The sequence below is a fragment of the Ruegeria sp. K5 genome, from assembly GCF_056531805.1.
The window spans coordinates 1,001,012-1,022,767 of sequence record NZ_JBQFML010000001.1 but is presented as its reverse complement, the minus strand read 5'-3'; the positions used below and the strand labels follow the sequence as shown (position 1 = coordinate 1,022,767).

Here is a 21,756-nt window from a genome sequence, read left to right as displayed (position 1 = left end):
TGAAGTTGAGTATTTATAAAAAAGATGAAGAACTATTCTTCATTTGGCCGAATGATGAGAAATCTATGCTTGATGACCTCGACAGACGTATTCTGCGCCATTTTCAGGCTGATCCCAGCCTGTCCAACGCCGAACTGGCCGAGCGGTGCCGGATTACGCAAGGTGTTTGCTGGCGTCGTATCGAAAAGATGCAGGCCGCCGGGATCATCGAGGGGCAGGAGGCGGTGATCGACTGGGTTGCACTGGGTTATGCGGTCGAGGTGTCGCTGCGGGTCACTTTGGACAAGACGCAGGCGCGCGCGTTTGACGAATTCACCGCTGCAGCGCGGGAGGTGCCCGAGGTGATCGAGATACAGACCTTTCTGGGCCGCGTGGATGTGCGGCTGTCGGTTCTGGCGAAGAACATGGCGCATTACCAGCAACTCTATCGCGACCGCATTCTGACCTTGCCGCATATCGCCGATATCGAAGCGCTGATGCATATCGCACGGGTCAAACGAGATGAGGTGCTGCCGGTATGATCGAGCTGGACGAAACAGACCGAAAGATCCTGCAGGCCTTGCGGCAGGATGCAACGCAAAGCGCCGGAGCGTTGGGGCGCAGGCTGGGGCTGTCGCAACCCGCCACATGGCGGCGGATCCGCAGGCTGGAAGAGGCGGGGGTCATCAAAGGCCGCCGTCTGCGCCTGAATGCCGAGGCATTGGGCTTTGGCGTCACTGTCTTTCTGGGCGTGAAGCTGGCGCGCAAGGGACAGGTCAGTCTGGAAGACTTCGAACGCGCTGTCAGCGCCATTCCCGAAGTGCAGACCGTCGAGCATGTGCTGGGGCTGTATGACTACCGTCTGCGCGTAGTGGCGCGTGACCTGTCCGATTTCGAACGGGTCCTGCGCCGACGGATCATGACGTTGCCCGGCGCGGGGGATGTCGAGGCCAATGTCTTGCTGAGCGAAGAACGCCTGCCCGGTCCGATAGGCTGATCGCGCCTAGTATTTCGTGCGAACGCAATAGCCGGGATGGTGGGTCATGCGGGCGAAGGTGATCGGGTTTTCATCCTTCCACGTCGTCCGCTCCATCTGGATCATCGAGGTTCCGGCGGTGGTGCCCATGAACTCGGCCAGACGACTGTCAGCGGAAATCGCGCAAAAGGCGACCTCGGCCTCGGTGAAGGGGGCAGCGTTCAGCAGCCATTCGTGGGGGCCGTGCGCGCTCAGATCGGCCTCTTCCACCTCGGGAACGGCTGCGATGTTGATCCACCGTTCCTCAAGCTGAAAGGGGCGGTTGTCGGCATAGTGCATGCAGATCACGTGCAGCACACGGGCCTCGGGCGAAACGCTGAGTTGCGAGGCCAGCCAACCGGGGCTGGGCACAACATTACGCTCGACCAGTGCATAGCGGTATGCGGCGTTCTGGTTTTCAATCATCTGCCGGGCCAGCGACAGTTCCAGCCTGGCGTGTTTACTGGGCTCTTTCTTGACCCGCGTTCCACTTTTGCGCTTGCGCTCGACAAAGCCCTGGTCGGCCAGTTCCCGCAGCGCGCGGTTCACGGTGGCCCGCGCGCAGTTGAATTCTTCGGCCAGCTGCGTTTCCGTCGGCAAAAGCGAGCCTTGTGGCCACACACGGCTTTCGATCCGTCGTTTCACTTCGTCACGAACGACCTGGAAGCTGATCCGCTTTTGGTGAGTCACGGGTTGAGATTTCCCTTCAAGCATAAAGTGTATGCATCTGTTCAGAAGCAAGTAGAAGTGTAAAGGGGAGGTGACTCTAATTGGCGTCATTTTTGAGGTTTTCGAACCAGTTGGTCTAAATATTTCGGTTTTGTTTTTCGTGACGTAGGGTCACTTTCGTGGCAGTGTACGCCGGAATCAGACAGGGCAATTGGGCCTGGCTTTGGGGAACGACTTCTGGAAAGGAAACTGAATGCCTGCATTGCTGGAAACCGTGGACCGGGATGGTCTTGAAGAGTTCTCGGTTGTCTTCACCGACCGCTCTTTGAACCATATGTCGGCCAAGTTTCAAAAGGTTATGCGCGATGTCTCGAGCATGCTGCGCGAGGTCTATAATGCCGACGGTGTTGCCATCATTCCCGGCGGCGGAACTTACGGGATGGAGGCCGTGGCCCGTCAGTTCGCGCGTGGTGCCAACGTTCTGGTGGTGCGCAATGGGTGGTTCTCCTATCGCTGGAGCCAGATCATCGAAAGCGGCGCGCTGACCGGATCGGTTACCGTTCTGAAAGCGCGGGAAACCGGCAATACCAGCCCGTCCCCCTTTGCGCCCGCTCCGATTGAAGATGTGGTTGCTGCCATTCACGAGCAGCGCCCCAACGTGGTCTTCGCACCCCATGTCGAAACAGCGGCGGGCGTGATCCTGCCCGACGATTATGTGACCGCCATGGCAGCTGCCGCGCATGAGGTTGGTGCGTTGATGGTTCTGGATTGCATCGCATCAGGCTGCGCCTGGGTTGATATGAAGGCGACCGGCGTGGACGTGTTGATCTCGGCCCCGCAAAAGGGGTGGAGCGCGTCGCCCTGCGCGGGCCTCGTCATGCTGTCTGAGCGTGCCGAAGCGCGGTTGCAAGAGACCGAGTCCGACAGTTTTGCGGTCGATCTGAAGAAATGGCGTCAGATCATGCAGGCCTATGAGAACGGCGGCCATGCCTATCACGCGACCATGCCGACCGATGCCCTGACGGCGTTTCGCGACACGATGCTTGAGACGCAGGAATACGGGTTCGAGAAATTGCGCGACGCGCAATGGGCTTTGGGCAATGGCGTACGCGCGATGTTGAAGGAGAAGGGCGTTGTCTCGGTAGCCGCGGATGGTTTTGGCGCGCCGGGCGTTGTGGTCAGCTATACGGCTGATCCCGAGGTTCAGAATGGCAAGAAATTCGCCGCTTTGGGGATGCAGATCGCCGCTGGCGTGCCGTTGCAATGTGACGAACCTGCCGGGTTCAGCACGTTCCGCCTGGGGCTGTTCGGCCTCGACAAACTGTATGATGTGGACGGCACAATTGCGCGTCTGAAACGGGTGCTGGATCAGGTTCTGTGACCGGGTGGCGGGCTGAAGCCCGCCTTGCCGCTTAACGCACGCCGAGGCCCATTTGCATCAGCGTCTTGCGCACCGGTCCCATGGAGTAGAGCGCGTTCAGCCCCAAGGCGCGTGCATCGCGCAGCGGCCGCGCCTCAAGCATTGAGGTGCGGTTCAACAGGTCGATGCCTTTCACCCGCAGCTCGATCTCAGCATGGCGGGCCTTGTGGTAGGCATCCAGCATCTGTTCATCGCCCAACCCGTCAGGCCGGGCTTGTGCCAGGTCCAGAAGGGATCGCAGATCGCCCAAGGACATGTTCAGACCCTGCGCACCAATGGGCGGCACCACATGCGCGGCCTCGGCCATCAGGGCGATGCGTTCGCCTGACAGGCGCGCGGCCGATTGGCTGATGATCGGCCAGATCGTCCGGCGTGAGGCCAGTTTCAACGGCCCGAACAACCCGCAGGACCGCTCCGTCATCGCGGCCTCGAAGGCCTCGGTGTCGAGGTTCAGCAACTCCACCGCGCGCGGCCCGCGTTCCATCCACACGATGGCGGATGAGGGCTGACCCTGCCAGTCGGGCAGCGGTACCAATGTGAACGGCCCGCCAGACCGGTGGATCTCGGTCGAGACGTTTTCATGCGCAATTGGATGCGTTACCGCAAAAGCAAGCGCTTTCTGACCATAGCGCGTAGTGTGGACGGGTATCCCGGCAGCCTCGCGCATCGTAGAGTTTCGCCCATCGGCGGCGATGACCAGTTTGCACCGGATGCGGCTGCCGTCGCTTAGCCCAACGCGCGCCTCGGCGGTGCGGGTGAACAGGCTGACGGTGCCAGTGCCTGGGCGGAAATCGACATTGGGCAGCTCGGCCAGCCGCGCCACCATTTCGCGCCGCAGCAGCCAGTTGGGCAGGTTCCAGCCAAAGGGCTGTTCCGAAATGTCCGAGGCGTTGAAATCGCGCACAACGCGCGGTTCGGGGACGTCTCCGCCCGCATCGACGATGCGCATCACTTGCAGCGGGGCCGCGTGGGCATCAAGCCGGGCCCACAAACCACATTGGTCCAGCAACCCGCGTGAGGGTTGCAGGAAGGCGGTGGTCCGCAGGTCCGACCCATCGACGTCGCGTTCAGTGATCGGCGGGGTCGGATCAACGCAGATCACGTTGAACCCGGCGGTCCCAAAGGCGGCGGCGGCGGTCAGGCCAGCGATTCCGCCGCCGGAAATCAGGATGTCACAGCTGTCAGTCATGGCACTTGTCTCCGTTCCCGGCAGACCCTAGTGCGGTTCCCGCGCCTGCGCCAAGTGACATCCTGTCCCGTGTCCTATCCGCGTGAAATCAGGATCAGGATCAGAAACATCACCGGCACCATCATCACGGCAGGGATGTAGAGACCGGGCAGGCCGAACAGCAGGGCAGAACAGCCCCACATGCTGAAGATCGCGGCGGCCGTATAGCCTAAATCCTCGGGCTCGCCATCGGCCACGTCGCGGGCCATCCAGCCAAACAAGGGGATTGCATAAAGCAGGCGTTGCCAAATCGGCAGGCGCTGCGGCATCAGGGTCGCGCTCATTGGGGTCTCCGTTCTGTTCGTCGCAGACGGGCATATATGGATGATTGTGCAGCTGCAGAATATGCAGATCGTCGCAGTGTGACAGCCTACCGCAGGCGGGCCAGGAATGCCGTTAGGTCATCCGTATGGTGGTGGATGTGATCGGCCTCATGCGGGTCCGGCGCGACGTGAACCGTGCGCATTCCCATCTCATGCGGCGCTGCCAGATTGCGGGGATCGTCCTCGAACATGGCGGCCTTTTCGGTCTGAATACCATCTTGCAAAAAGATCGCCTGAAAGGCCGCTTTTTCCGGCTTGGGGCGATAACCTGCATGTTCGACACCATAGATGGCGTCAAACAGACCGGTTAGCCCGCGCGCCTCAAGCACCCGTTCCGCATAGGGGGCGCTGCCGTTGGTGTAGACGATGCGCCGACCGGGCAGGGCGCGGATATGGGCGGCAAGCTCGGCATCGGTGTCCATATGGCTCATGTCGACCTGATGGACCGCGTGCAGATAGGGGTCGGGGTCCAGATCATGTTCGGCCATCAGCCCGGCCAGAGTTGTACCGTATTCGCGCCAATAGTGGCTGCGCAGGCGGTCGGCCTCGGCCCGGTCCACGCCGATGGCCTGCACGACATAATCCGTCATCAGCACCTCGATCTGGTCGAACAGGCGCATATGCGGCGGATACAGGGTGTTGTCCAGATCGAACACCCATTGGGTGACGTGGCTAAAGGCAGGTTTGACCATGATGTCGGTGTAGGGCGCGACGGCTGGGTTTTCAATGCTACACTTGATTGCGGCCCCCGGACACGGATAGACATGGCCGAACGAGGAGAGACAACACCCCATGCCCCAATCCCGACAGTCCAACAAAGATGCCTACAGCCTGATTCTCGAAGCCATCGATGTGGGCGTCTACAAACCCGGTGACCGTCTGGTCGAAAGCGAACTGGCCGAGCGGTTCGGTGTCTCGCGCACCCCCATCCGCGAGGCGTTGCAGCGGCTGGAGACTCAGTCGCTGCTGGAGCGGGACGGGCGGTCGCTGATTGTGGCGTCTTTGGACCACAACCAGATGGCCGAACTGTATGTCGTGCGGCGCGAGCTTGAGGGGCTGGCCGCGCGCCTGGCCGCGAAACACGCGACCGAGGAAGAGATCCGCGTGCTGCAGGAAATGGTGGCCGAGGATGATGCACTGGTCGATGATCCCTCGGCCTTGTCACGGGCGAACCGGCGGTTTCATGAGCAGATCCATCTGGCCTCGCACAACCGCTATCTGGTTCAGCAATTGGATCTGGTACATCGTACCATGGCCCTGATGGCAACCACGTCGCTGGCGGCGCAGGGGCGCAGCGAAATTGCGCAGAGCGAGCATAAGGGGATCGTCGAAGCCATCGCTGCACGTGACGAAGAAGCAGCCGGGCGGGCGCTGAAGGACCATATCTCGATCGCCTTCATGACCCGTCTCAAGCAGGACGCGGTGCGGCGTGAGTCTTAACCTTCAGGCTTGCGGCAGGTCCTCTTCGGCCTGCCCATGCTGGGTTTTGTCCCAAAAGAACGGGCAGATTGCGAGCTCCCACAACGCCTTATATGCGGCGAGGACGCCCAGCGGGAAATAAAAGCACATCGTCGGCACAAACGGCAAAAGATGCCGACGTTCCCGGGCGGACACGGCCAGCATGGCGACGGCCATATTGATCAGCTCAGCCGCCAGAAACAGCCAGAGCAGCGTGGTCATCACCGGTGCTGTCAGCAGGGTTTGCATCGGGTTGGGCAGTTGCAGCGCGGACAGCCAGAACATCCACAGGATCGGGGCCAGCAGGAACTGACCCAGCGTACCCAAAAAGAACGCCTGCACGCCCGCGAACCTGAGCGCTCCCAGTTCGCGATACAGGCCTACCGGGTTCCGCATATGCACCAGATAGGTGACCATGAACCCTTTCAGCCAACGCGAGCGTTGTTTCACCCAAGGCCATGAGCGAAAGTTGGCCTCTTCATAGGTGGTGGTCTCGACCATCTCGGTCCGGTACCCCGCGCGGCTGAGGCGTACGCCCAGATCGGCGTCCTCGGTGACGTTATGCGCGTCCCATCCGCCCAGTTCGATCAGCTTGTCACGGCGGAAGAAAAAGGTTGTTCCGCCCAATGGCACGACCAGCCCAAGGCGCGCGATGCCCTGCAGGATCACCCGAAACCAAGAGTTGTATTCGATGGTGAAGCAGCGCGAACGCCAGTTGGTGCGCGGGTTGTAGTAATCCAGCATACCTTGCAGACAGACCACATCCGGCGTGGCCTGAGTGAAATGCTGCACCACCCGCTCAATCTGATCTGGTTCGGGCGCATCCTCGGCATCCCAGACCCCCAGAATATCGCCCCGGCAGAAATCCAGCGCATAGTTCATCGCACGCGGCTTGGTTGTCAGCCCGTTCAGTGCGGGCACCTCGACGGTGCGAACCCAGCTTGGCAGGTCGGCTTTCTCGACGGTTTCGCGGGTGACGTCATCGCGTTCCTCCAGCACCAAAATCACGTCCAGAAGGGCTTTGGGATAGGTCAGCCGTTGCAGCCGTTTGATCAGCGCGCCTGCGATCTCACGCTCTTTATACAAGGGCACCATGATCGACACGCAAGGCTGTCGCAGCGAAACGGGCGTGCAGCCGGGATCGGTTTTGGGTGGTTTGATTTTTCCCAGCACAAAGGCCAGCGCACCTGATATCCGCAAGGTCATGAACAGGATCAGGGTTGCGACGGCTGCGATAAGCAGGGCTGCAAGCCCAAGCTGGGGAAGGGCCGCAAAAAACGCCATTAGCCCCAGAACAAGAACCGCAGGGCCAATGCGCGACCGGGGTGTCCAGGTGCGGCAGCTTTGCGCCTTATCCACACGGGTCTCGGCGGCCTCGGCCAGAACCTGCGAGAATTGGTGGGCAATCGCGCGATCAATCTGATCTGGTGCGGCCAGAACCGGAAGGACGGCGTAGGGGCAATCCTTCATTTCGGCGGTGACGGTCGGGAAGCGATCAGGGCGTGCAGTGGCAACCAACAGCAGCGGGCCGACGCGCATCCATGGTATGACGTTATGGGCCAGCCAGAATTCAACCGGCTTGAAATCGCACAAGCCGGGTGCGGGCGGGATCTGGTCCAGATCGGCGATTTGCCATCCGCTTTGCGCGGACAGGGCGGTCAGGACATCCGCGCGGCTGACCCAGCCTTCGCCAACCAGAATTTCGCCCAGCGGGGCCTTTTGCTGGGATTGCAGATGCAGCGCCTTGTCCAACTGCTCCCACGAAATCGCACCTTGCTCGATCAGGCAGGTGCCCAACGGTTTGCGTTGCCCTTGAGGGGGGATCGGGGCGGCAGTGGTAAAATCCTGAAGATTCAACTCAACCATTAAAAAAAACCCTGACGCAGTGACCTGTCGTCAGGGTTGATCAATCTAGGTTAACAGCGGGTTAACCCCGGGCTTTGCGCCAGCTACGCCTGCGCTTTTCTGTCCGCCATGGCGGCTGCGAAGCGTTCAAACAGGTAGAAGCTGTCCTGTGGACCGGGTGAGGCCTCGGGGTGGTATTGCACCGAATAGACCGGTCGGTCCGTCATGCGGATACCGCAGTTCGAGCCGTCAAACAGCGAGCGATGGGTCTCGACCACACCGTCGGGCAGGGTCTCGGCATCGACGGCGAAACCGTGGTTCATCGAGGTGATCTCGACCTTGCCGGTTTCCAGATCTTTCACCGGGTGGTTTGCGCCGTGATGGCCATGGTTCATCTTGATGGTCTGACCACCCAGCGCCAGCGCCAGCATCTGGTGGCCGAGGCAAATACCAAACACGGGCAGTTCGGTGCTGTTCAGGATCTCTTTGATCATCGGTACGGCATATTCGCCGGTTGCCGCCGGGTCGCCGGGACCATTGGACAGGAACACGCCGTCAGGCTCGTGCGCCAGAACTTCGGCAGCGGTCGCGGTGGCTGGCAGAACGGTCACGTCACAACCAGCCGAGGCGAGGCAGCGCAGGATGTTGCGTTTCGCACCATAATCCAGCGCCACGACCTTGTGTTGAGGTGCCTTCTGCGGCGCGTATCCCTCGGGCCAGGCCCACCGCATCTCGTCCCAGCGGTAGCTTTGGGCGCAGGTGACGTCCTTGGCCAGATCCATGCCTTCCAGCCCGGCAAAGCCACGCGCGGCGGCGACCAGCGCGGCGATATCGAAATTGCCCTCGGGGTCATGCGCCAGCGCCACATGCGGTGCGCCCTGTTGACGAATGGCGCGGGTCAGGCGGCGGGTATCGATGCCGCCAATCGCGATACGACCGCGACGTTCCAGCCATGTTTTCAACTCTTCGGCCGAGCGCCAGTTCGACGGCTCGGTCGGGTCCCATTTGACCACCATGCCCGCAGCCACCGGATCACCGGTTTCGTCATCTTCGGGGTTCACGCCCACATTGCCGATATGGGGGAAGGTGAAGGTGACGATCTGCCCGGCATAAGAGGGGTCTGTCATGATTTCCTGATACCCGGTCATGGCGGTGTTAAAGCACAGCTCGGCCACTGTCTGGCCGGTTGCGCCGAAGCCTGTGCCGTAAAACAGCGTTCCGTCGGCCAATGCCAGACATGCGGTGGGCTTGGACGGGGCGTTCTGGGCCATGGCGCAACTCTCCTACAGGGTAAATCGGCGCATACCTAAGGGGGTTAACCGCTTTGGTCAAGTGTGTTCAAATTTTCGGCTATTGTTGTTTTTCAATGGGTTAGCTGTGTCCGTGCCCTGTTGTGTCACGCTTTTTGTTTAGATATGTTCGGGGTTCCGTTGTCATGGGGATGGACAAACCAAATGGACATGCGATCACGGGTGAACACCGCCCTGAAGCAAGCAATGAAAGACAAAGCGGCCGAGCGTCTGTCGACCTTGCGCCTGATCAACGCTGCGATCAAAGACCGGGATATTGCGTCCCGTGCTTCCGAGAACGAAGAGGCGAAAGGCTGTGGCGATGCTGAGGTTCTTGAAATCCTTGGCAAAATGACCAAGCAGCGCAAGGAAAGCGCGCGCGCCTACGAAGAGGGCGGACGCCTGGACTTGGCCGAGCGTGAAATGCGCGAAGTTGCTATCATCGAGGAATTCCTGCCCAAACAGCTGGACGACGATGAGGTGACGAAGGCGATTCAGACCGCGATCACAGCCACCGGCGCGGGTTCGATCCGTGATATGGGCAAGGTGATGGGCGAGTTGAAGACCCGCTATACCGGCCAGATGGATTTCGGCAAGGTTGGCCCGATGGTCAAAGACCATCTGTGCGCCGCATCGAACGGCGGCTGCTGAACTCATAATCAGAATTGAAACGCTTACTGCGCGGCGGGTCCGCGCAGTCGCTGAACCAGATCGTCATAGAGGGTGATGCGCTCATCCTCGGACAGGAACGCGCCAATCTCGACCTCGCGCCCGTCTCCGATCAGGGTGACGTAATGCGGCACAGGTCCGCCCTTTTCGTGCATCTCGGGCCGTGCCCAGTAACGATTGCAGGACCATTCCTGCGCTTGCCTGCCCGGTGTTTGGTGGATCAACCGGGCCTGGTTTCCGTCCAGCGTCAGAACCTCCCAAACACTGCGGGCGCGGTAGTTCGTTTGAATCGCCAGCCACAGGCCCAATACGGTCAGCAGCAAGAACGGCAGCAAACCCCACAGGACGACTGACCCCAGCATGGCCAGTATCGGGATTAGGCCGAACAGGAAGACGGACAGGATCACAATCATCGCCCCGCGCGGCGGCAATGAATTATGCGGCCACAGGCGCAGTTCCTGTTCGGTGTCCGAGGTTTGATTCCATTGATACGGCATGGCCGAAACCTAGCGCAGTCTGCGGTCGTGTCTAAGGTTTATTGTCACACAACATGCCCGACACGAGCCCAGGACAAGGCGTCATCCAACCTGTCGTCGCCCCAGAAAACCTCATCACTTACGACAAAGCTTGGGGCTCCAAAAACGCCCAGCCTTGTGGCCTGCTCGGTTTGCGCGTCCAGCGCGGCGATGCAGTCCGGGCTGCGGGCGCGGGACAGGATCAGGCGCGGGTCCTGCTGACAGCGCAGCAAGGCCTCGGACAATGCGGTTTCGCTGCCGCCCTCGACGCCTTCTTCAAACCAGATCCGATACAAGTTTTGCGTAAACTCCTTGCCCCAATCCTCTTGCATACCCAGCAAGGCCACCTGATTGGCCAACCCAAGGTTCGAGATCGGGTAAGGGGCTGGCAGGTTGGCGTGGATGCGGTACTTGGCCGCCCGGCGTTCAATGTCGCGCCACATATAGGCGGATTTGACCGGCTTGCCTGCAAAGGGAATGTTCTGTTGCGCCGACATGATCGTGCGCACGTTGAACGGACGCCAATTCACGGTCGCATTGGTTTCCGCGCACCAGTCGTCCAGCCTCATGACGGTGAGAAAGCTGTAGGTGCTGCCAATCGAGTACCAAAAGTCGATTTCGGGCATCTGAACCCCCAGGGTTGCCGGATCAGTTGCCCGAACCATTCTAGCGTATTTTTCGTGATCTGGCGATCTGTGCACCGCATTGGCGTAGGGCAAAGAAAAAACCCCGCCTGTTCGGGCGGGGTTTTCTTAGGTCTCTGACCGGATCAGTGCGCGTGGCCTTTGTCCCAGTCTTCCTGCTTTGGCAGCTGCTCGAACGTGTGTTCAGGCGGCGGTGTGGGCAGGGTCCATTCCAGCGTATCCGCGTACTCGTTCCACGGGTTCGGACGTGTTTCTTTCGCGCCGCGCAGCAGGGCGTAGATCACGATGCCGAAGAACAGCAGGAACGAAGCGAACGAAATGAACGCGCCGATAGACGATACAAAGTTCCACTGTGCGAAGGCTTCCGGATAGTCGATGTAGCGACGCGGCATGCCCTGACGGCCCAGGAAGTGCTGGGGGAAGAAGGTCAGGTTGGCGCCGATGAAGAACATCCAGAAATGAACCTTGCCCCAGAACTCGGAATACTGACGACCGGTCATCTTCGAGAAGTAGAAATACATGCCCGCGAAGATCGCAAAGACGGCACCCAAGCTCATCACATAGTGGAAGTGCGCCACGACGTAGTAGGTGTCGTGATAGGCGCGGTCGATACCAGCCTGCGACAGAACCACACCGGTCACACCGCCGACGGTGAACAGGAACAGGAAGCCGAAGGCGAAGAGCATCGGCGTCTTGAACTCGATGGAACCGCCCCACATCGTTGCGATCCACGAGAAGACCTTAACGCCGGTCGGAACCGCGATGACCATCGTGGCCAGCATGAAATAAGCCTGCTGACGCAGGGACATGCCAACGGTGTACATATGGTGCGCCCAAACGACGAAGCCCAGAACACCGATCGCGATGATTGCCCAGACCATCGGCAGGTAGCCGAAGATCGGCTTGCGCGAGAAGGTGGCGATCACGTGGCTGATGATGCCGAAGCCCGGCAGGATCACGATGTACACTTCGGGGTGGCCAAAGAACCACAGGATGTGCTGATACAGGATCGGGTCACCGCCACCGGCCGGATCAAAGAAGGTGAAGCCAAAGTTGCGATCCATCAGCAGCATGGTGATCGCGCCCGCCAGAACCGGCAGGGACAACAGAATCAGCCACGAGGTGATGAAGATCGACCAGCTGAACAGCGGCACCTTGAACAGGGTCATGCCCGGGGCACGCATGTTCAGGAAGGTGGTGATCATGTTGATCGCGCCGAGGATCGAGGAGGCGCCCGATACGTGCACGGCGAAGATCGCAAGGTCCATGGACATGCCGCCCTCGGTCGTGGACAGCGGCGGGTACAGAACCCAGCCCACACCCGAACCGAGTTGGTCATTACCACCAGGGCTCAGCAGCGAGGCGACGCCCAATGAGGTGCCAGCGACGTACAGCCAGAAGGACAGGTTGTTCATCCGCGGGAACGCCATATCCGGCGCACCGATCTGCAACGGCATGAAATAGTTTCCAAATCCGCCGAACAGCGCCGGGATGACCACGAAGAACATCATCAGAACACCGTGATAGGTGATCATCACGTTCCACAAGTGACCGTTGGGGGTGCAGGGGTCGGCCATGAAGCCTTCCATGCACATGTACTGAACACCGGGGTGCATCAGCTCAAGCCGCATGTAGATCGTCATCGCGACCGAGATAAACCCGGCCAGCGCCGAGAAGATCAGGTAGAGAATCCCGATGTCCTTGTGGTTGGTCGACATGAACCAACGCACGAAGAAACTGCGCTGGTCTTCATGATCGTGACCATGAATGGCTGCGTCTGCCATTATAGGTGCCTCCTGTTGCAAATGCACCGCGCAGTCGGACCTCTCCGGCGCGCGGGTTTCCTGCTGGTTTTAGAATGCGAAGTCAGCACCTTCAATGGCCGAGTTTGATCTGGATCAAGAATAATTGTCGCGGGCAGGGAGCTGCACCGCGATTTTGGGTCTGAAGCAGCCCCATATCTGGGTATGTCTTCGAATTGTTCAAGAGACCGGTACCATGCACGTGGCGGTTCCACCTTGACCACCTGCCGCCGGACCCGCAGAACGGTTGGAAACGCTCCAAACCAGAGGCCCGCCATGTCAGCTTACGACCCGGATAACATCTTCGCCAAGATTCTGCGCGGGGAAATCCCCTCGACCCGTGTGTATGAGGATGACGACACGCTGGCCTTCATGGATATCATGCCGCGTTCGGACGGGCATTTTCTGGTCATCCCGAAAACGCCCTGCCGCAATGTTCTGGACGCCACACCGGAACAGTTAAGCGCCGTGATGGCGACTGTTCAGAAACTGGCCGTCGCCGCGAAGACGGCCTTTGCTGCCGATGGCATCACGATCCAACAGTTCAACGAGGCCGCAGGCGGGCAAGAGGTGTTCCATCTGCATTTCCACGTTTTGCCCCGTCACGAGGGCGTGTCGATGCGCCCGCCCGGTAAAATGGGGGATTTCGATCTGATTGCCGAACATGCAGAGAAGATCAAAGCGGCTTTGTAATCCGAGGGCCTCAAAAACCTAGCGGGCGGTTCCCGGACCAAACGAACTGCCCTGATCCCGCGCCACTCTGCGTGGCAATGGCAAAGCCCAGAAGTTAAGCGGAGTCATTTTCGCGTTGCGATGCAGCAATTCAGATGGCTGGGAAGAGCGGGGCCTGAGAATTGCCGTTCCGATTTGGGGTCGGAACGGCAGACTCGTAACCAAACACTTATCGGATTTCTCGGGGGCAAGCCCCGGAGCACCGGTTAACATACCACTCACTCTAGACTGGTCGTTATATGTTACTCTTTAACGAGTCCCATGTATCCAGAAGAACTGAATTTTAGTTAAAGAAAACGATAATTCCGCCTAATTCTGCTGAAATTGCCCCTGTCTTGGGAAACAGAACAGCAGTTGCGAGGGCATTGTTGTTTCCCTTTACGTCACTTTTCGATTCGCCGACCGGGTGCCGTTGGGGCGCTAGACCTCTGCGTTCTCGAACACTTCGGCAAATGTCTTCTGCAGTGCGGCATCCATATCACCCATCGTCACCGGCAGACCAAGATCGACCAGCGAGGTCACGCCATATTCGGTGATGCCACAGGGAACGATCCCCGAGAAATGCTCAAGATCCGGTTCCACATTGACCGAGATGCCATGAAAGCTGACCCACTTGCGCAGGCGCAGGCCGATTGCCGCAATCTTGTCCTCGGCGGGTTTGCCGGTCACGGTCAGCGGCTTGTCATCGCGCCTGACCCAGACACCAACGCGCCCGTCGCGAATCTCGCCCTGAACGTTGAATTCCGCCAGCGCGGAAATCACCCAGGTCTCCAGCTGTTTCACGAACCGCCGCACATCGCGGCCGCGCGTGTTGAGGTCCAGCATCACGTAAGCCACGCGCTGTCCGGGTCCATGATAAGTGTATTCCCCGCCACGTTTGCTTTCGTAGACAGGGAACCGGTCCGGATCCGTCAGATCCTCGATCCTGGCAGAGGTCCCGGCCGTATACAGCGGCGGGTGCTCCAACAGCCAGACACATTCATCCGCCTCGCCCGCGGCGATGGCGGCCACGCGCGCCTCCATAAAGGCAACGGCGTCCTCGTACCGGGTCAAACCATCGGTGATTTTCCATTCCATGCTGGCCTCATATCGCGCATGCGGGGCAGGGGGAAGGGCCTATGCCGCCTCGGCCAGACAGCGCTGCAGAACCTGCGCGTAGGTGTCTGTGCCCTGCGCGCCGGTCAACAGGTACTTGCCGCCAAACACCATCGACGGCACGCCCGAGATACCACGGCTGGTCCAGAATTGCTGTTTCTCGCGCACAGGCGCACCATGCGCGCCCGATTCCAGCGCAATGCGCGCGGCCTGAGGGTCCAGACCAACGGTCCCTACCGCATCCATCAGGACGTCAATGTCCGAGACATCCCGTTGCTGCGTGAAACAGGCATCGAACAGCGCCAGCTTCAGCGGATGCTGGCGCCCCTGACCCTCGGCCCAATCTAACAACTGATGCGCAGAAAACGTGTTAACAATCCGGCTTTCATCATTGAAATTGAACGAAAACCCAAGTTCCGCACCCAATGAGGTCAACCTGTCGCGGGCTTGCTGGCTTTGCTCGGGCGTGGACCCGTATTTCTCGGCAATATACTCGCGCAGATTCTGGCCCTCGGGCGGCATATTGGGGTTCAGTTCAAACGGATGCCACCTGAGACGCGCCAGAATGCCCAGCTGCTGCAAGGCCAGATCGAGCTGTCGAAAGCCAATGATACACCAGGGGCACACAACATCCGAAACAATATCAACCTGAACAATCGGGCGCGGGTCAGTGCTGGTCATATCAGTTTCCTGTCAGATCGAATTCTTTGGCTTCCTTGCGATAGATAAGCTTGGCCTGAGCGAATTTAAACCAAGACATTTTTGCCTCTTCACATCGCCAGCATCAGCGTCTATACGCCCCTCTACCAAGTCACTGGCAGTGCGGTCGTGGCGGAATTGGTAGACGCGCAGCGTTGAGGTCGCTGTGGGGTAACTCCCGTGGAAGTTCGAGTCTTCTCGACCGCACCAAATTTTCAAGAAAACATGCAGTTTAGGGCGTTAATCCGAAGCATTGGACTTTCGGTGTGGTGCCGCGCTGCGTTGGTTCCTTCAGCTCGTCAACTGGTTTACCAAAGCTGCTTTGTGAACCAACGGCTACTCCAAATCGAACCACTTTGAGTCCCACCGAACGAACAGCAAATCACAATCGGGCGCGTCCCTGTCGACGGGGCGCAGAGCCTCTATCAATTCAAAGCCGTGTTTGCCCATCTCTGCCACAAAATCGCTGAACCGGTACCCGTCCTTGAAACGCCGTTTTACCGAGACCTCTGCAATGACGAAATCGGTCCGCTTCAAGGTTTCTTCGGCCCCTCGGATAACGGCGAGTTCATTGCCTTCCGTATCGATCTTCAGACCAAATCGGCCAAGAATGTCGGAGGTGTAGGAATCAAGGCGCCGTTTGTCCACGATGCGCTTTTCCATCTTCACGATGCGATTTTCATATTCCTCAGAGAAACCCGCGACACTCGCCAAAGATCGCCGTTTGCGATCCGTGGTGGGGATGATCAGTTCGGCCTGGCCTTCATCTGCGTCCAGCGCCACGATGTTGAGGTCATAATCGATACGCTCGCGCCATGGTGCAACCCGTTGGGCTGTTTCTTCAATCGGATCGAACAGGACGAACTTCTTGTCGGGGAAAGCCTCGTACAGGAAAGGGGTTCCGGCGTCCACGCCGACATCAAGGATCGTGTCCACATCAAAGCCGAAACTGCCAAGGTTCTTCGCAGTCACACCCCCGCTGATCACGGACAGACCCGCGCTGTTGAGCCTGCGCATGACGGGTCGGGGGCCGATAAAGTCGCCACTTTCAAATTCGACAACTTTCAGGCCGACAGACCGCAACAATCTACGAAACGAAAAAGCATCAATCTTTGGCATTCAGCAGCCCCATGGGTTTGGAAGTGGCCTGAGAAGCGGAAGCCTCATCTTCGATCATCGCGTCCCGTAACGCCCGGCTTTGCAATTCCGGCCGAATTGATACCGCATGATCCATACAGACCGCACGGATTTTCAGCAGGTCTTCGGGATCAAAATCGATCAGTTTACGCATTTGGAACATCATGCCGCGCGGATTTCCGTCTGCGTATAGGAACTCGTGCGCGGCGTCCGGAAGGTGGTCTCTAAGCGGTCTGACGTTCGGCCCGACAATGGGTAGGCCATAGGTCAGCGCCAGATTCACCGAACCCGACGTCAGAATTCGGCTGAATGGCGCGACGCAGGCATGGCTACCTGCAATAACATCGCGCAGGTCTTGGTCTGGCAGATACCTGTCGTGAAACCTGACATTGGGCATTTCCCGGATCGGTTGCTGTCCCTTGCGCTCGCCCGCGATAACGGCCCCTGCAATGTCCAGCTCCCACGCTTGATCCCGGATATAGAGCGATTTCAGCGCTTGCCACATAAACTGCCCGCCGCGATTTTCCTGCACTTTTCCGATATGAACAAACCTGCGGTGCTGGGATGGTGCGAGAGCGCCACGCCGCGCCAAAGTGTCTTCGGCCGGCTCGTAGACCCCCAGATAGCTTGGATGCGCGACCAGTAGGATTTTTTCCCAGGGTATTCCGTAAGTTTCGGTCATCAGCTCAACTGCATAAGGCGTATGCAAGTGAATTTTGTCTGCTTGCCGAACCAGCAGGGCGCGCCCTTCGTGGATGGTGTCCATGTCCCTCGCAGAATTGTGCGGGTGGAAGTTGTGAACGGTCCAAACGATCTTTACGCCTTTTTCTCTCAACGCCGCCAAACCTGCTTCGATCTTTGCAAAACGATCTTGAGCCGGGATGTCATTCCTGCTGCCGAACTCAACTGTCTCCCAATGTATCCAGTATATGTCACCCTTTTGCATAGGGGGCAGTTCACCAGCATAAAACGCCCTGAGCCGCACAACCCGGACATCGTAGCCTGAGAAACTGCTGTAAATCATGCTCTGATACGGATTGTTCCCCAGCGGCGCGTTGGAAAAAATCGTCGGCATTAACTCAATCCCTATTCAGGCCCTTAAAGCGCAACGCAAAGTCGTCGTCGCATTTACCTGTATCAACAATCCGCCTGCCGACCTCAACCAGTAAGGTCTGTGTGGTCGCATATCGGTTGCGCAAGGCAATGGACTGATCAGTTGCTGTGTACGATCACGTTGTTCGTGGTGCATGACGCGCCGGTCAAGTGGCAAGGCGCTTATTTGGAAAAGGGACAATTGTCGGGGCATCGTGTCCGTGCGATCACGTCTGCTCGCTTGCAAAGCCCCGTGCGGAACCGTAACAAAGCTGGGCGTTCAAGTTTGTCTGCAAGCGCCCGGCAAGGCCTGATATTGCAGGAACTCCAACGGTTCGGAATGAAGGTCACTGGTGATAGTTGATGAGACTTGTCGTATCCACGATGAAAGACGAAGGGCCGTTCATCCTGGAGTGGATAGCCTACTATATTTCAATCGGGTTCACGCATTTCATTGTCAACTCGAATGACTGTTCGGACGGTACGGACGCCATCCTGAAACGGTGTGAAGAGCTTGGGTTTCTGGCGCACATAGACAATCCGGGCCCGTGGGAGTTCGGGCCGCAGGCGTCGGCCTATTCAAATGCGATGCAGCATCCCTGGTACAAGGAAGCCGAGTGGATCATGGTGTGCGATGTGGATGAGTTTTTTGACATCCGCGTCGGCGACGGAACGTTGGATGACCTGTTTCAGGCGCAGCCGCATGCCGACGGGTTCGCGGCGCTTTGGCAGCTGTTTGGTCACAATGGGATCGTGGATTTTGAAGATCGCTTCATAACCGAACAGTTCACCAAAGCAGGCGAGCTGGGTGCGGTGCTGCCACAAAATCTGCGCGCGTTCAAATCTCTGATCCGAAACAACGGATCGTATTATGCGCTCAATACGCACCGTCCTCGTGGACCTGTTCGTGGCAAGGCAGAGCGCTTTGCCTGGATTGACGGGGACGGGGATCCTTTGCCGCCCGCGATGCGGCGCAGGGGCTGGGCCTTTTCCACCACCGGTGCAGGGTTCGGGGGCAACTTGTTCCGCATGAACCACTATGCGGTGCGGTCCATTGAAAGCTACCTGATGAAGCGCGTACGGGGTGACGTGAATACCACGGCCTTTCATCCGAAGATGGAGGCGACCGGGCAGGCGTATTGGCATTTGCACTGCTATAACGAGGTTGAAGAAACCTCGATCCTGTCAAAGGTTGCGCGTCTTCGTGAAACCTTTGATCGGCTGCGGTCGGACACTGTTCTGGATGAATTGCACCAGCAAGCGGTGGCATTCCACAAGGATCGGATCTCGGTCATTCGGGAAACCGAAGCTGCAAGCAGTTTTATAAAGAAATACAGGAACTTCAAAGGCGGGCAGAATGTGAAAGCGCTGGATCTGGGGGTTATTGAAGAGGCCAATATTTCCTTTGATCCTACGATGTACAAAGATCCAAACGTTACATTTGCTCAGGTCGCCAAGTGGAACCGCATTGGGCAAATGGCGAAAGCGCAGAACTCGAAACCAAAGAATTATCCGTGGTTTGTGCGACTGGATGCTCTGGAGACGCCGCTACAGTATGAAGAGGCTGCCGCGCAGCACGCGATCATCACCGAACCAACACAGGTTTCTGTGCCCTTTGATCCCAAGGATTCCTGCCATCTGCCTATTGCTTCGCCCGAAATCGCAAGAACGGCAGAGCAGCGGCGAGATTTCTTGCAGTCAATTAGTGGGAAGAAAAATTGGGTTCTCATTGGGCAGGTTGAAACTGAAATCGTTGAAGAGATTCTTGCCTTACAGTCGGTTGCAAGGCTGACGATCCTGGCACCTTGGGGGTTGTCGTGGGACGGCTACGCTTGTGATGACACAACGCAGAACCCGGACCTTCAGGCAATGGACCGCGCGTTCTACGCATTTTTGGAGTTTTTTCGTGAACCAATTCTAGCAGGGCGATTGCGTATCTACCGTGCGATGCCACAACTGATGCTTAAATTCTTCAAAAATGAATCTGTTGGTGTTGCGATCATTAGGGGTGTGCGCTCTGAACGTATCACGAACCAATTGTTACGCCGGATTGACCGCGTCCTCGCCCCCGGTGGAAGCATCGCTTTCACGACCTATCGGCGCCGTGGGGGTGGGTCCTATGCTGGGATGAACGCGGCCATCAACAGCTTTTTGGGGCAGAATGCGACCCGTTATAGGGTGACCAGTCTGCAACCACCGTGGCTTGGGATCGACAAGTTACCGCCACTTAACGCAGAAGAGACTTAGCTTCTGGCTCTTGTCTTGTTGGCGTGGTAGCCATTGCTCAATGAACAAAACGGGTTCTGTGTGTGACTGAAACCCGTCTGCCAAGCGAGGTCGAGATGTCAAACGAACCCAAGGTCATAGGTGCAGCACCCGGAAGCCCGCTGAAACCGAAGGCGGACAAGGCGACCAAGCGCAAGAATTCGAAAGAGGCCATCCGACGGACCTTTCTTTCAAGGCTGCCCAAGGGTGGCGTCGCGGTTGAGATTGGCGTCTGGCAGGGCGAGTTTTCTCCGACCATTCTGAAACTGATCGAGCCAAGTCAGTTGTTCCTGATCGACCCGTGGAAGCACATTGGCGAAGAATCCCATACCACCGCGTTTGTTGGCCGGACCGAAGACGAGAAGATGGAAGCGATCTTCCAAAAGGTCGTGAAGGCGTTCGAGGCCGAGATCGAAGAGGGCAAGGTTGGCATCATTCGCGATTTCTCGGTTCCCGCGCTGGAACTGTTTGACGAAAAGAGTATCTCGTTCGCCTATGTCGACGGCGATCATTCCTACGAGGGGGTCTCGGCAGATCTGGCCGCGCTGTTCCCCAAGATGAAGATCGGCGGGATCATGGCGTTTGATGACTATCACCGCCGTGGCTGGTGGGGGGACGGGGTGATCCGTGCCGTGAACGAATTCCTGGGCCAGTATCCGCGCCACTTGCGTATCCGGGCCATCGCAGGCGCACAGATCGCGATCGAGAAGATCGAGCCTCAGGATGACAGCAAAGGCTGATCTGACCCAGTTTTGAGACCGAGCGCATCAGATGCAAAACCCTGAAAAAATCGTCATCACCGCCATGAAGAATGAGGGGCCTTACATTCTTGAATGGGTGGCCCATCACAAAGTGCTCGGCTTTGACAAGATCATCGTCTACACCAACGATTGCTCGGACGGGACAAATCGCATCCTGCGACGGCTGCAAGAGCTCGGGCATGTCGAGTTTCGCCGCAACCGGGTCGGCGTCGGAGGGATTCACCGGTCTGCCCTTCGGCAGGCGCGTCGATTGCCGGTGGTGAAAGAGGCAAAGTGGATCTATGTCTGCGATGCTGACGAGTTTCTGAATATACATGTCGGTAACCACAAGGTCGACGACCTGATCGAGGCGACCCCGGATGTGGATGTTATCTCGATCCCGTGGAAGATATTCTCGAACAATGGTCGTCATGTGTTGCGGGATTCTCCGGTTACGGCACAGTTTCTTGACGGCGAACTGGATTTTGAACAGGGCGGGGCCGGGCGGCGATTTGTAAAGTCGATCTTCCGGCAGGGGGAGTTTTATAACCGCTTCGGTCTGCACAACCCACATCCCAGGCCCGAGTTCCAGTCCAGCGTGTTCCGCTCTGTGCCGGGGGGGCATGCCAGGGAACCCGCGCCCTTCGGAAACCACGTCTCGCCGCCGTTTGGCTTTGAGGTCGCGCAGATCAACCACTATGCCGTGCGCTCGACCCAAGCATATCTGGCAAAACGCAGCCGCGGCCGGGCGAACCATTCGTCTCAGACCCTTGGAACCGAATACTGGGATCGCTGGAACCGAGGTGGATCGCGCGATGAAGCCATTCTTCGCTATCAGGATGAAACGGCGGAGATGCTTAAGCAGTTCAAATCGGACGAGGTGCTGCAGCGGTTGCATCGCAGGGCGTTTCGTTGGCACAAAGACCTTATTTCCGACCTTATGAAGGTTCTGGATTATAATGAACTGTATCAACGGCTTGTGGAGCGACCCGCAGCCAGCTTTGTTGAACAGGATCGTGGCGTGCGCGAACGCGTCAGAAGCGAACCTTTGCCGCGCCCGTCTGATCAAAATCAACCGGATATGTGATTAAAGACCCCGGAGTATCGAATTAATGGTTGTCGACAACAAGCTCCCGACGG

Annotated in this window: 22 protein-coding genes and 1 tRNA gene; 10 read left to right on the top strand and 13 right to left on the bottom strand. The window is 58.3% G+C overall.

Features of this window, described 5'->3' with window-relative positions; translation table 11 throughout:
* Positions 1 to 65: 65 nt before the first annotated feature.
* Both ACR0MO_RS05155 and ACR0MO_RS05150 read left to right on the top strand, forming a co-directional pair.
* On the top strand, positions 66 to 521 hold the full coding sequence (locus ACR0MO_RS05155) for an Lrp/AsnC family transcriptional regulator (protein WP_170517910.1): 456 nt from the start codon (positions 66 to 68) through the stop codon (positions 519 to 521).
* Positions 518 to 976, top strand: a complete 459-nt coding sequence (locus tag ACR0MO_RS05150; RefSeq protein ID WP_170621615.1) for an Lrp/AsnC family transcriptional regulator — start codon at positions 518 to 520, stop codon at positions 974 to 976. The genes ACR0MO_RS05155 and ACR0MO_RS05150 overlap by 4 nt, the downstream gene beginning before the upstream one ends.
* 6 nt (positions 977 to 982) lie before the next feature.
* On the opposite strand, the gene ACR0MO_RS05145 is transcribed toward ACR0MO_RS05150, so the two are convergent.
* Positions 983 to 1,684 (bottom strand): GntR family transcriptional regulator, encoded by a 702-nt coding sequence (locus tag ACR0MO_RS05145; RefSeq protein ID WP_480708042.1) that lies wholly within the window; start codon positions 1,682 to 1,684, stop codon positions 983 to 985.
* Positions 1,685 to 1,916: 232 nt separating this feature from the next.
* Here ACR0MO_RS05145 and ACR0MO_RS05140 point away from each other — a divergent pair, with 232 nt between their 5' ends.
* Positions 1,917 to 3,044 carry an aminotransferase class V-fold PLP-dependent enzyme gene (locus tag ACR0MO_RS05140; protein WP_480625877.1) on the top strand — a complete coding sequence of 376 codons (1,128 nt, stop codon included), beginning with the start codon at positions 1,917 to 1,919 and terminating at the stop codon, positions 3,042 to 3,044.
* 31 nt (positions 3,045 to 3,075) lie between these two features.
* Here the strand turns inward: ACR0MO_RS05140 and ACR0MO_RS05135 are convergent, their stop codons facing one another.
* From ACR0MO_RS05135 to ACR0MO_RS05125, 3 genes are all read right to left on the bottom strand, one after another.
* Positions 3,076 to 4,272 (bottom strand): UbiH/UbiF family hydroxylase, encoded by a 1,197-nt coding sequence (locus tag ACR0MO_RS05135; RefSeq protein WP_480780443.1) that lies wholly within the window; start codon positions 4,270 to 4,272, stop codon positions 3,076 to 3,078.
* A 74-nt stretch (positions 4,273 to 4,346) separates the two neighbouring features.
* On the bottom strand, positions 4,347 to 4,595 hold the full coding sequence (locus ACR0MO_RS05130) for a hypothetical protein (RefSeq protein WP_170451428.1): 249 nt from the start codon (positions 4,593 to 4,595) through the stop codon (positions 4,347 to 4,349).
* 86 nt (positions 4,596 to 4,681) lie between these two features.
* Positions 4,682 to 5,326 carry a pyrimidine 5'-nucleotidase gene (locus ACR0MO_RS05125; RefSeq protein ID WP_480780444.1) on the bottom strand — a complete coding sequence of 215 codons (645 nt, stop codon included), beginning with the start codon at positions 5,324 to 5,326 and terminating at the stop codon, positions 4,682 to 4,684.
* Between the two features lie 100 nt (positions 5,327 to 5,426).
* Here ACR0MO_RS05125 and ACR0MO_RS05120 point away from each other — a divergent pair, with 100 nt between their 5' ends.
* Complete coding sequence (locus ACR0MO_RS05120) at positions 5,427 to 6,074, top strand: GntR family transcriptional regulator (protein WP_170451424.1); 648 nt, start codon at positions 5,427 to 5,429, stop codon at positions 6,072 to 6,074.
* Between the two features lie 3 nt (positions 6,075 to 6,077).
* Here ACR0MO_RS05120 and ACR0MO_RS05115 read toward each other — a convergent pair whose 3' ends face one another.
* Both ACR0MO_RS05115 and carA read right to left on the bottom strand, forming a co-directional pair.
* Entirely contained in the window at positions 6,078 to 7,958 is a 1,881-nt protein-coding gene (locus tag ACR0MO_RS05115) for a glycosyltransferase (protein WP_480890005.1), read from the bottom strand.
* A gap of 83 nt (positions 7,959 to 8,041) precedes the next feature.
* Entirely contained in the window at positions 8,042 to 9,208 is a 1,167-nt protein-coding gene (gene carA / locus ACR0MO_RS05110; RefSeq protein WP_170517926.1) for a glutamine-hydrolyzing carbamoyl-phosphate synthase small subunit, read from the bottom strand.
* A 183-nt stretch (positions 9,209 to 9,391) separates the two neighbouring features.
* Between carA and ACR0MO_RS05105 the strand changes: the two genes are divergently transcribed.
* The gene (locus ACR0MO_RS05105; protein ID WP_170517930.1) at positions 9,392 to 9,877 is read left to right on the top strand and encodes a GatB/YqeY domain-containing protein; all 486 of its coding nucleotides are present in this window, start codon (positions 9,392 to 9,394) and stop codon (positions 9,875 to 9,877) included.
* A 23-nt stretch (positions 9,878 to 9,900) separates the two neighbouring features.
* Here the strand turns inward: ACR0MO_RS05105 and ACR0MO_RS05100 are convergent, their stop codons facing one another.
* The 3 genes from ACR0MO_RS05100 to ctaD all read right to left on the bottom strand — a co-directional run bounded on the left by ACR0MO_RS05100 (position 9,901) and on the right by ctaD (position 12,838).
* A complete protein-coding gene (locus tag ACR0MO_RS05100) occupies positions 9,901 to 10,392 on the bottom strand; it encodes a DUF2244 domain-containing protein (RefSeq protein WP_170517933.1) in 492 nt (163 codons plus the stop codon).
* 44 nt (positions 10,393 to 10,436) lie between these two features.
* Entirely contained in the window at positions 10,437 to 11,036 is a 600-nt protein-coding gene (locus ACR0MO_RS05095; protein ID WP_170451414.1) for a 2-hydroxychromene-2-carboxylate isomerase, read from the bottom strand.
* Positions 11,037 to 11,179: 143 nt separating this feature from the next.
* Positions 11,180 to 12,838, bottom strand: coding sequence for a cytochrome c oxidase subunit I (gene ctaD, locus ACR0MO_RS05090; protein WP_170451412.1), 1,659 nt, complete (start codon positions 12,836 to 12,838; stop codon positions 11,180 to 11,182).
* Between the two features lie 294 nt (positions 12,839 to 13,132).
* On the opposite strand from ctaD, the gene ACR0MO_RS05085 reads away from it, so the two are divergent.
* Positions 13,133 to 13,549, top strand: coding sequence for an HIT family protein (locus ACR0MO_RS05085; RefSeq protein ID WP_170451410.1), 417 nt, complete (start codon positions 13,133 to 13,135; stop codon positions 13,547 to 13,549).
* A gap of 459 nt (positions 13,550 to 14,008) precedes the next feature.
* On the opposite strand, the gene lipB is transcribed toward ACR0MO_RS05085, so the two are convergent.
* Positions 14,009 to 14,665: a lipoyl(octanoyl) transferase LipB gene (gene lipB / locus ACR0MO_RS05080; protein WP_170451408.1), complete on the bottom strand. Its 657-nt coding sequence runs from the start codon at positions 14,663 to 14,665 to the stop codon at positions 14,009 to 14,011.
* A 39-nt stretch (positions 14,666 to 14,704) separates the two neighbouring features.
* Positions 14,705 to 15,364 carry a DsbA family oxidoreductase gene (locus tag ACR0MO_RS05075; RefSeq protein WP_480890000.1) on the bottom strand — a complete coding sequence of 220 codons (660 nt, stop codon included), beginning with the start codon at positions 15,362 to 15,364 and terminating at the stop codon, positions 14,705 to 14,707.
* Between the two features lie 141 nt (positions 15,365 to 15,505).
* Between ACR0MO_RS05075 and ACR0MO_RS05070 the strand changes: the two genes are divergently transcribed.
* Positions 15,506 to 15,592: transfer RNA gene (locus ACR0MO_RS05070), tRNA-Leu, on the top strand.
* A gap of 126 nt (positions 15,593 to 15,718) precedes the next feature.
* Here the strand turns inward: ACR0MO_RS05070 and ACR0MO_RS05065 are convergent.
* The gene (locus ACR0MO_RS05065; RefSeq protein WP_170451405.1) at positions 15,719 to 16,501 is read right to left on the bottom strand and encodes an FkbM family methyltransferase; all 783 of its coding nucleotides are present in this window, start codon (positions 16,499 to 16,501) and stop codon (positions 15,719 to 15,721) included.
* Positions 16,488 to 17,594 (bottom strand): glycosyltransferase family 4 protein, encoded by a 1,107-nt coding sequence (locus tag ACR0MO_RS05060; protein WP_170621634.1) that lies wholly within the window; start codon positions 17,592 to 17,594, stop codon positions 16,488 to 16,490. Before ACR0MO_RS05060 ends, ACR0MO_RS05065 begins: the two co-directional genes overlap by 14 nt.
* Before the next feature lie 401 nt (positions 17,595 to 17,995).
* On the opposite strand from ACR0MO_RS05060, the gene ACR0MO_RS05055 reads away from it, so the two are divergent.
* The 3 genes from ACR0MO_RS05055 (at position 17,996) to ACR0MO_RS05045 (ending at position 21,703) form a co-directional block, all read left to right on the top strand.
* A complete protein-coding gene (locus ACR0MO_RS05055; RefSeq protein ID WP_480708051.1) occupies positions 17,996 to 19,858 on the top strand; it encodes a glycosyltransferase family 2 protein in 1,863 nt (620 codons plus the stop codon).
* 62 nt (positions 19,859 to 19,920) lie between these two features.
* The gene (locus ACR0MO_RS05050; RefSeq protein ID WP_480889996.1) at positions 19,921 to 20,616 is read left to right on the top strand and encodes a class I SAM-dependent methyltransferase; all 696 of its coding nucleotides are present in this window, start codon (positions 19,921 to 19,923) and stop codon (positions 20,614 to 20,616) included.
* A 31-nt stretch (positions 20,617 to 20,647) separates the two neighbouring features.
* Positions 20,648 to 21,703 (top strand): glycosyltransferase family 2 protein, encoded by a 1,056-nt coding sequence (locus ACR0MO_RS05045; RefSeq protein ID WP_480889994.1) that lies wholly within the window; start codon positions 20,648 to 20,650, stop codon positions 21,701 to 21,703.
* The last annotated feature ends 53 nt before the right edge of the window (positions 21,704 to 21,756 follow it).

Excerpts from the sequence above, each read along its gene's own strand:
- ACR0MO_RS05155 (WP_170517910.1), top strand. The coding sequence starts at position 66 with ATGCTTGATGACCTCGACAGACGTATTCTGCGCCATTTTCAGGCTGAT.
- ACR0MO_RS05150 (WP_170621615.1), top strand. The coding sequence starts at position 518 with ATGATCGAGCTGGACGAAACAGACCGAAAGATCCTGCAGGCCTTGCGG.
- ACR0MO_RS05140 (WP_480625877.1), top strand. The coding sequence starts at position 1,917 with ATGCCTGCATTGCTGGAAACCGTGGACCGGGATGGTCTTGAAGAGTTC.
- ACR0MO_RS05135 (WP_480780443.1), bottom strand. The coding sequence starts at position 4,272 with ATGACTGACAGCTGTGACATCCTGATTTCCGGCGGCGGAATCGCTGGC.
- ACR0MO_RS05130 (WP_170451428.1), bottom strand. The coding sequence starts at position 4,595 with ATGAGCGCGACCCTGATGCCGCAGCGCCTGCCGATTTGGCAACGCCTG.
- ACR0MO_RS05125 (WP_480780444.1), bottom strand. The coding sequence starts at position 5,326 with ATGGTCAAACCTGCCTTTAGCCACGTCACCCAATGGGTGTTCGATCTG.
- ACR0MO_RS05120 (WP_170451424.1), top strand. The coding sequence starts at position 5,427 with ATGCCCCAATCCCGACAGTCCAACAAAGATGCCTACAGCCTGATTCTC.
- ACR0MO_RS05115 (WP_480890005.1), bottom strand. The coding sequence starts at position 7,958 with ATGGTTGAGTTGAATCTTCAGGATTTTACCACTGCCGCCCCGATCCCC.
- carA (WP_170517926.1), bottom strand. The coding sequence starts at position 9,208 with ATGGCCCAGAACGCCCCGTCCAAGCCCACCGCATGTCTGGCATTGGCC.
- ACR0MO_RS05105 (WP_170517930.1), top strand. The coding sequence starts at position 9,392 with ATGGACATGCGATCACGGGTGAACACCGCCCTGAAGCAAGCAATGAAA.
- ACR0MO_RS05100 (WP_170517933.1), bottom strand. The coding sequence starts at position 10,392 with ATGCCGTATCAATGGAATCAAACCTCGGACACCGAACAGGAACTGCGC.
- ACR0MO_RS05095 (WP_170451414.1), bottom strand. The coding sequence starts at position 11,036 with ATGCCCGAAATCGACTTTTGGTACTCGATTGGCAGCACCTACAGCTTT.
- ctaD (WP_170451412.1), bottom strand. The coding sequence starts at position 12,838 with ATGGCAGACGCAGCCATTCATGGTCACGATCATGAAGACCAGCGCAGT.
- ACR0MO_RS05085 (WP_170451410.1), top strand. The coding sequence starts at position 13,133 with ATGTCAGCTTACGACCCGGATAACATCTTCGCCAAGATTCTGCGCGGG.
- lipB (WP_170451408.1), bottom strand. The coding sequence starts at position 14,665 with ATGGAATGGAAAATCACCGATGGTTTGACCCGGTACGAGGACGCCGTT.
- ACR0MO_RS05075 (WP_480890000.1), bottom strand. The coding sequence starts at position 15,364 with ATGACCAGCACTGACCCGCGCCCGATTGTTCAGGTTGATATTGTTTCG.
- ACR0MO_RS05065 (WP_170451405.1), bottom strand. The coding sequence starts at position 16,501 with ATGCCAAAGATTGATGCTTTTTCGTTTCGTAGATTGTTGCGGTCTGTC.
- ACR0MO_RS05060 (WP_170621634.1), bottom strand. The coding sequence starts at position 17,594 with ATGCCGACGATTTTTTCCAACGCGCCGCTGGGGAACAATCCGTATCAG.
- ACR0MO_RS05055 (WP_480708051.1), top strand. The coding sequence starts at position 17,996 with ATGAAAGACGAAGGGCCGTTCATCCTGGAGTGGATAGCCTACTATATT.
- ACR0MO_RS05045 (WP_480889994.1), top strand. The coding sequence starts at position 20,648 with ATGCAAAACCCTGAAAAAATCGTCATCACCGCCATGAAGAATGAGGGG.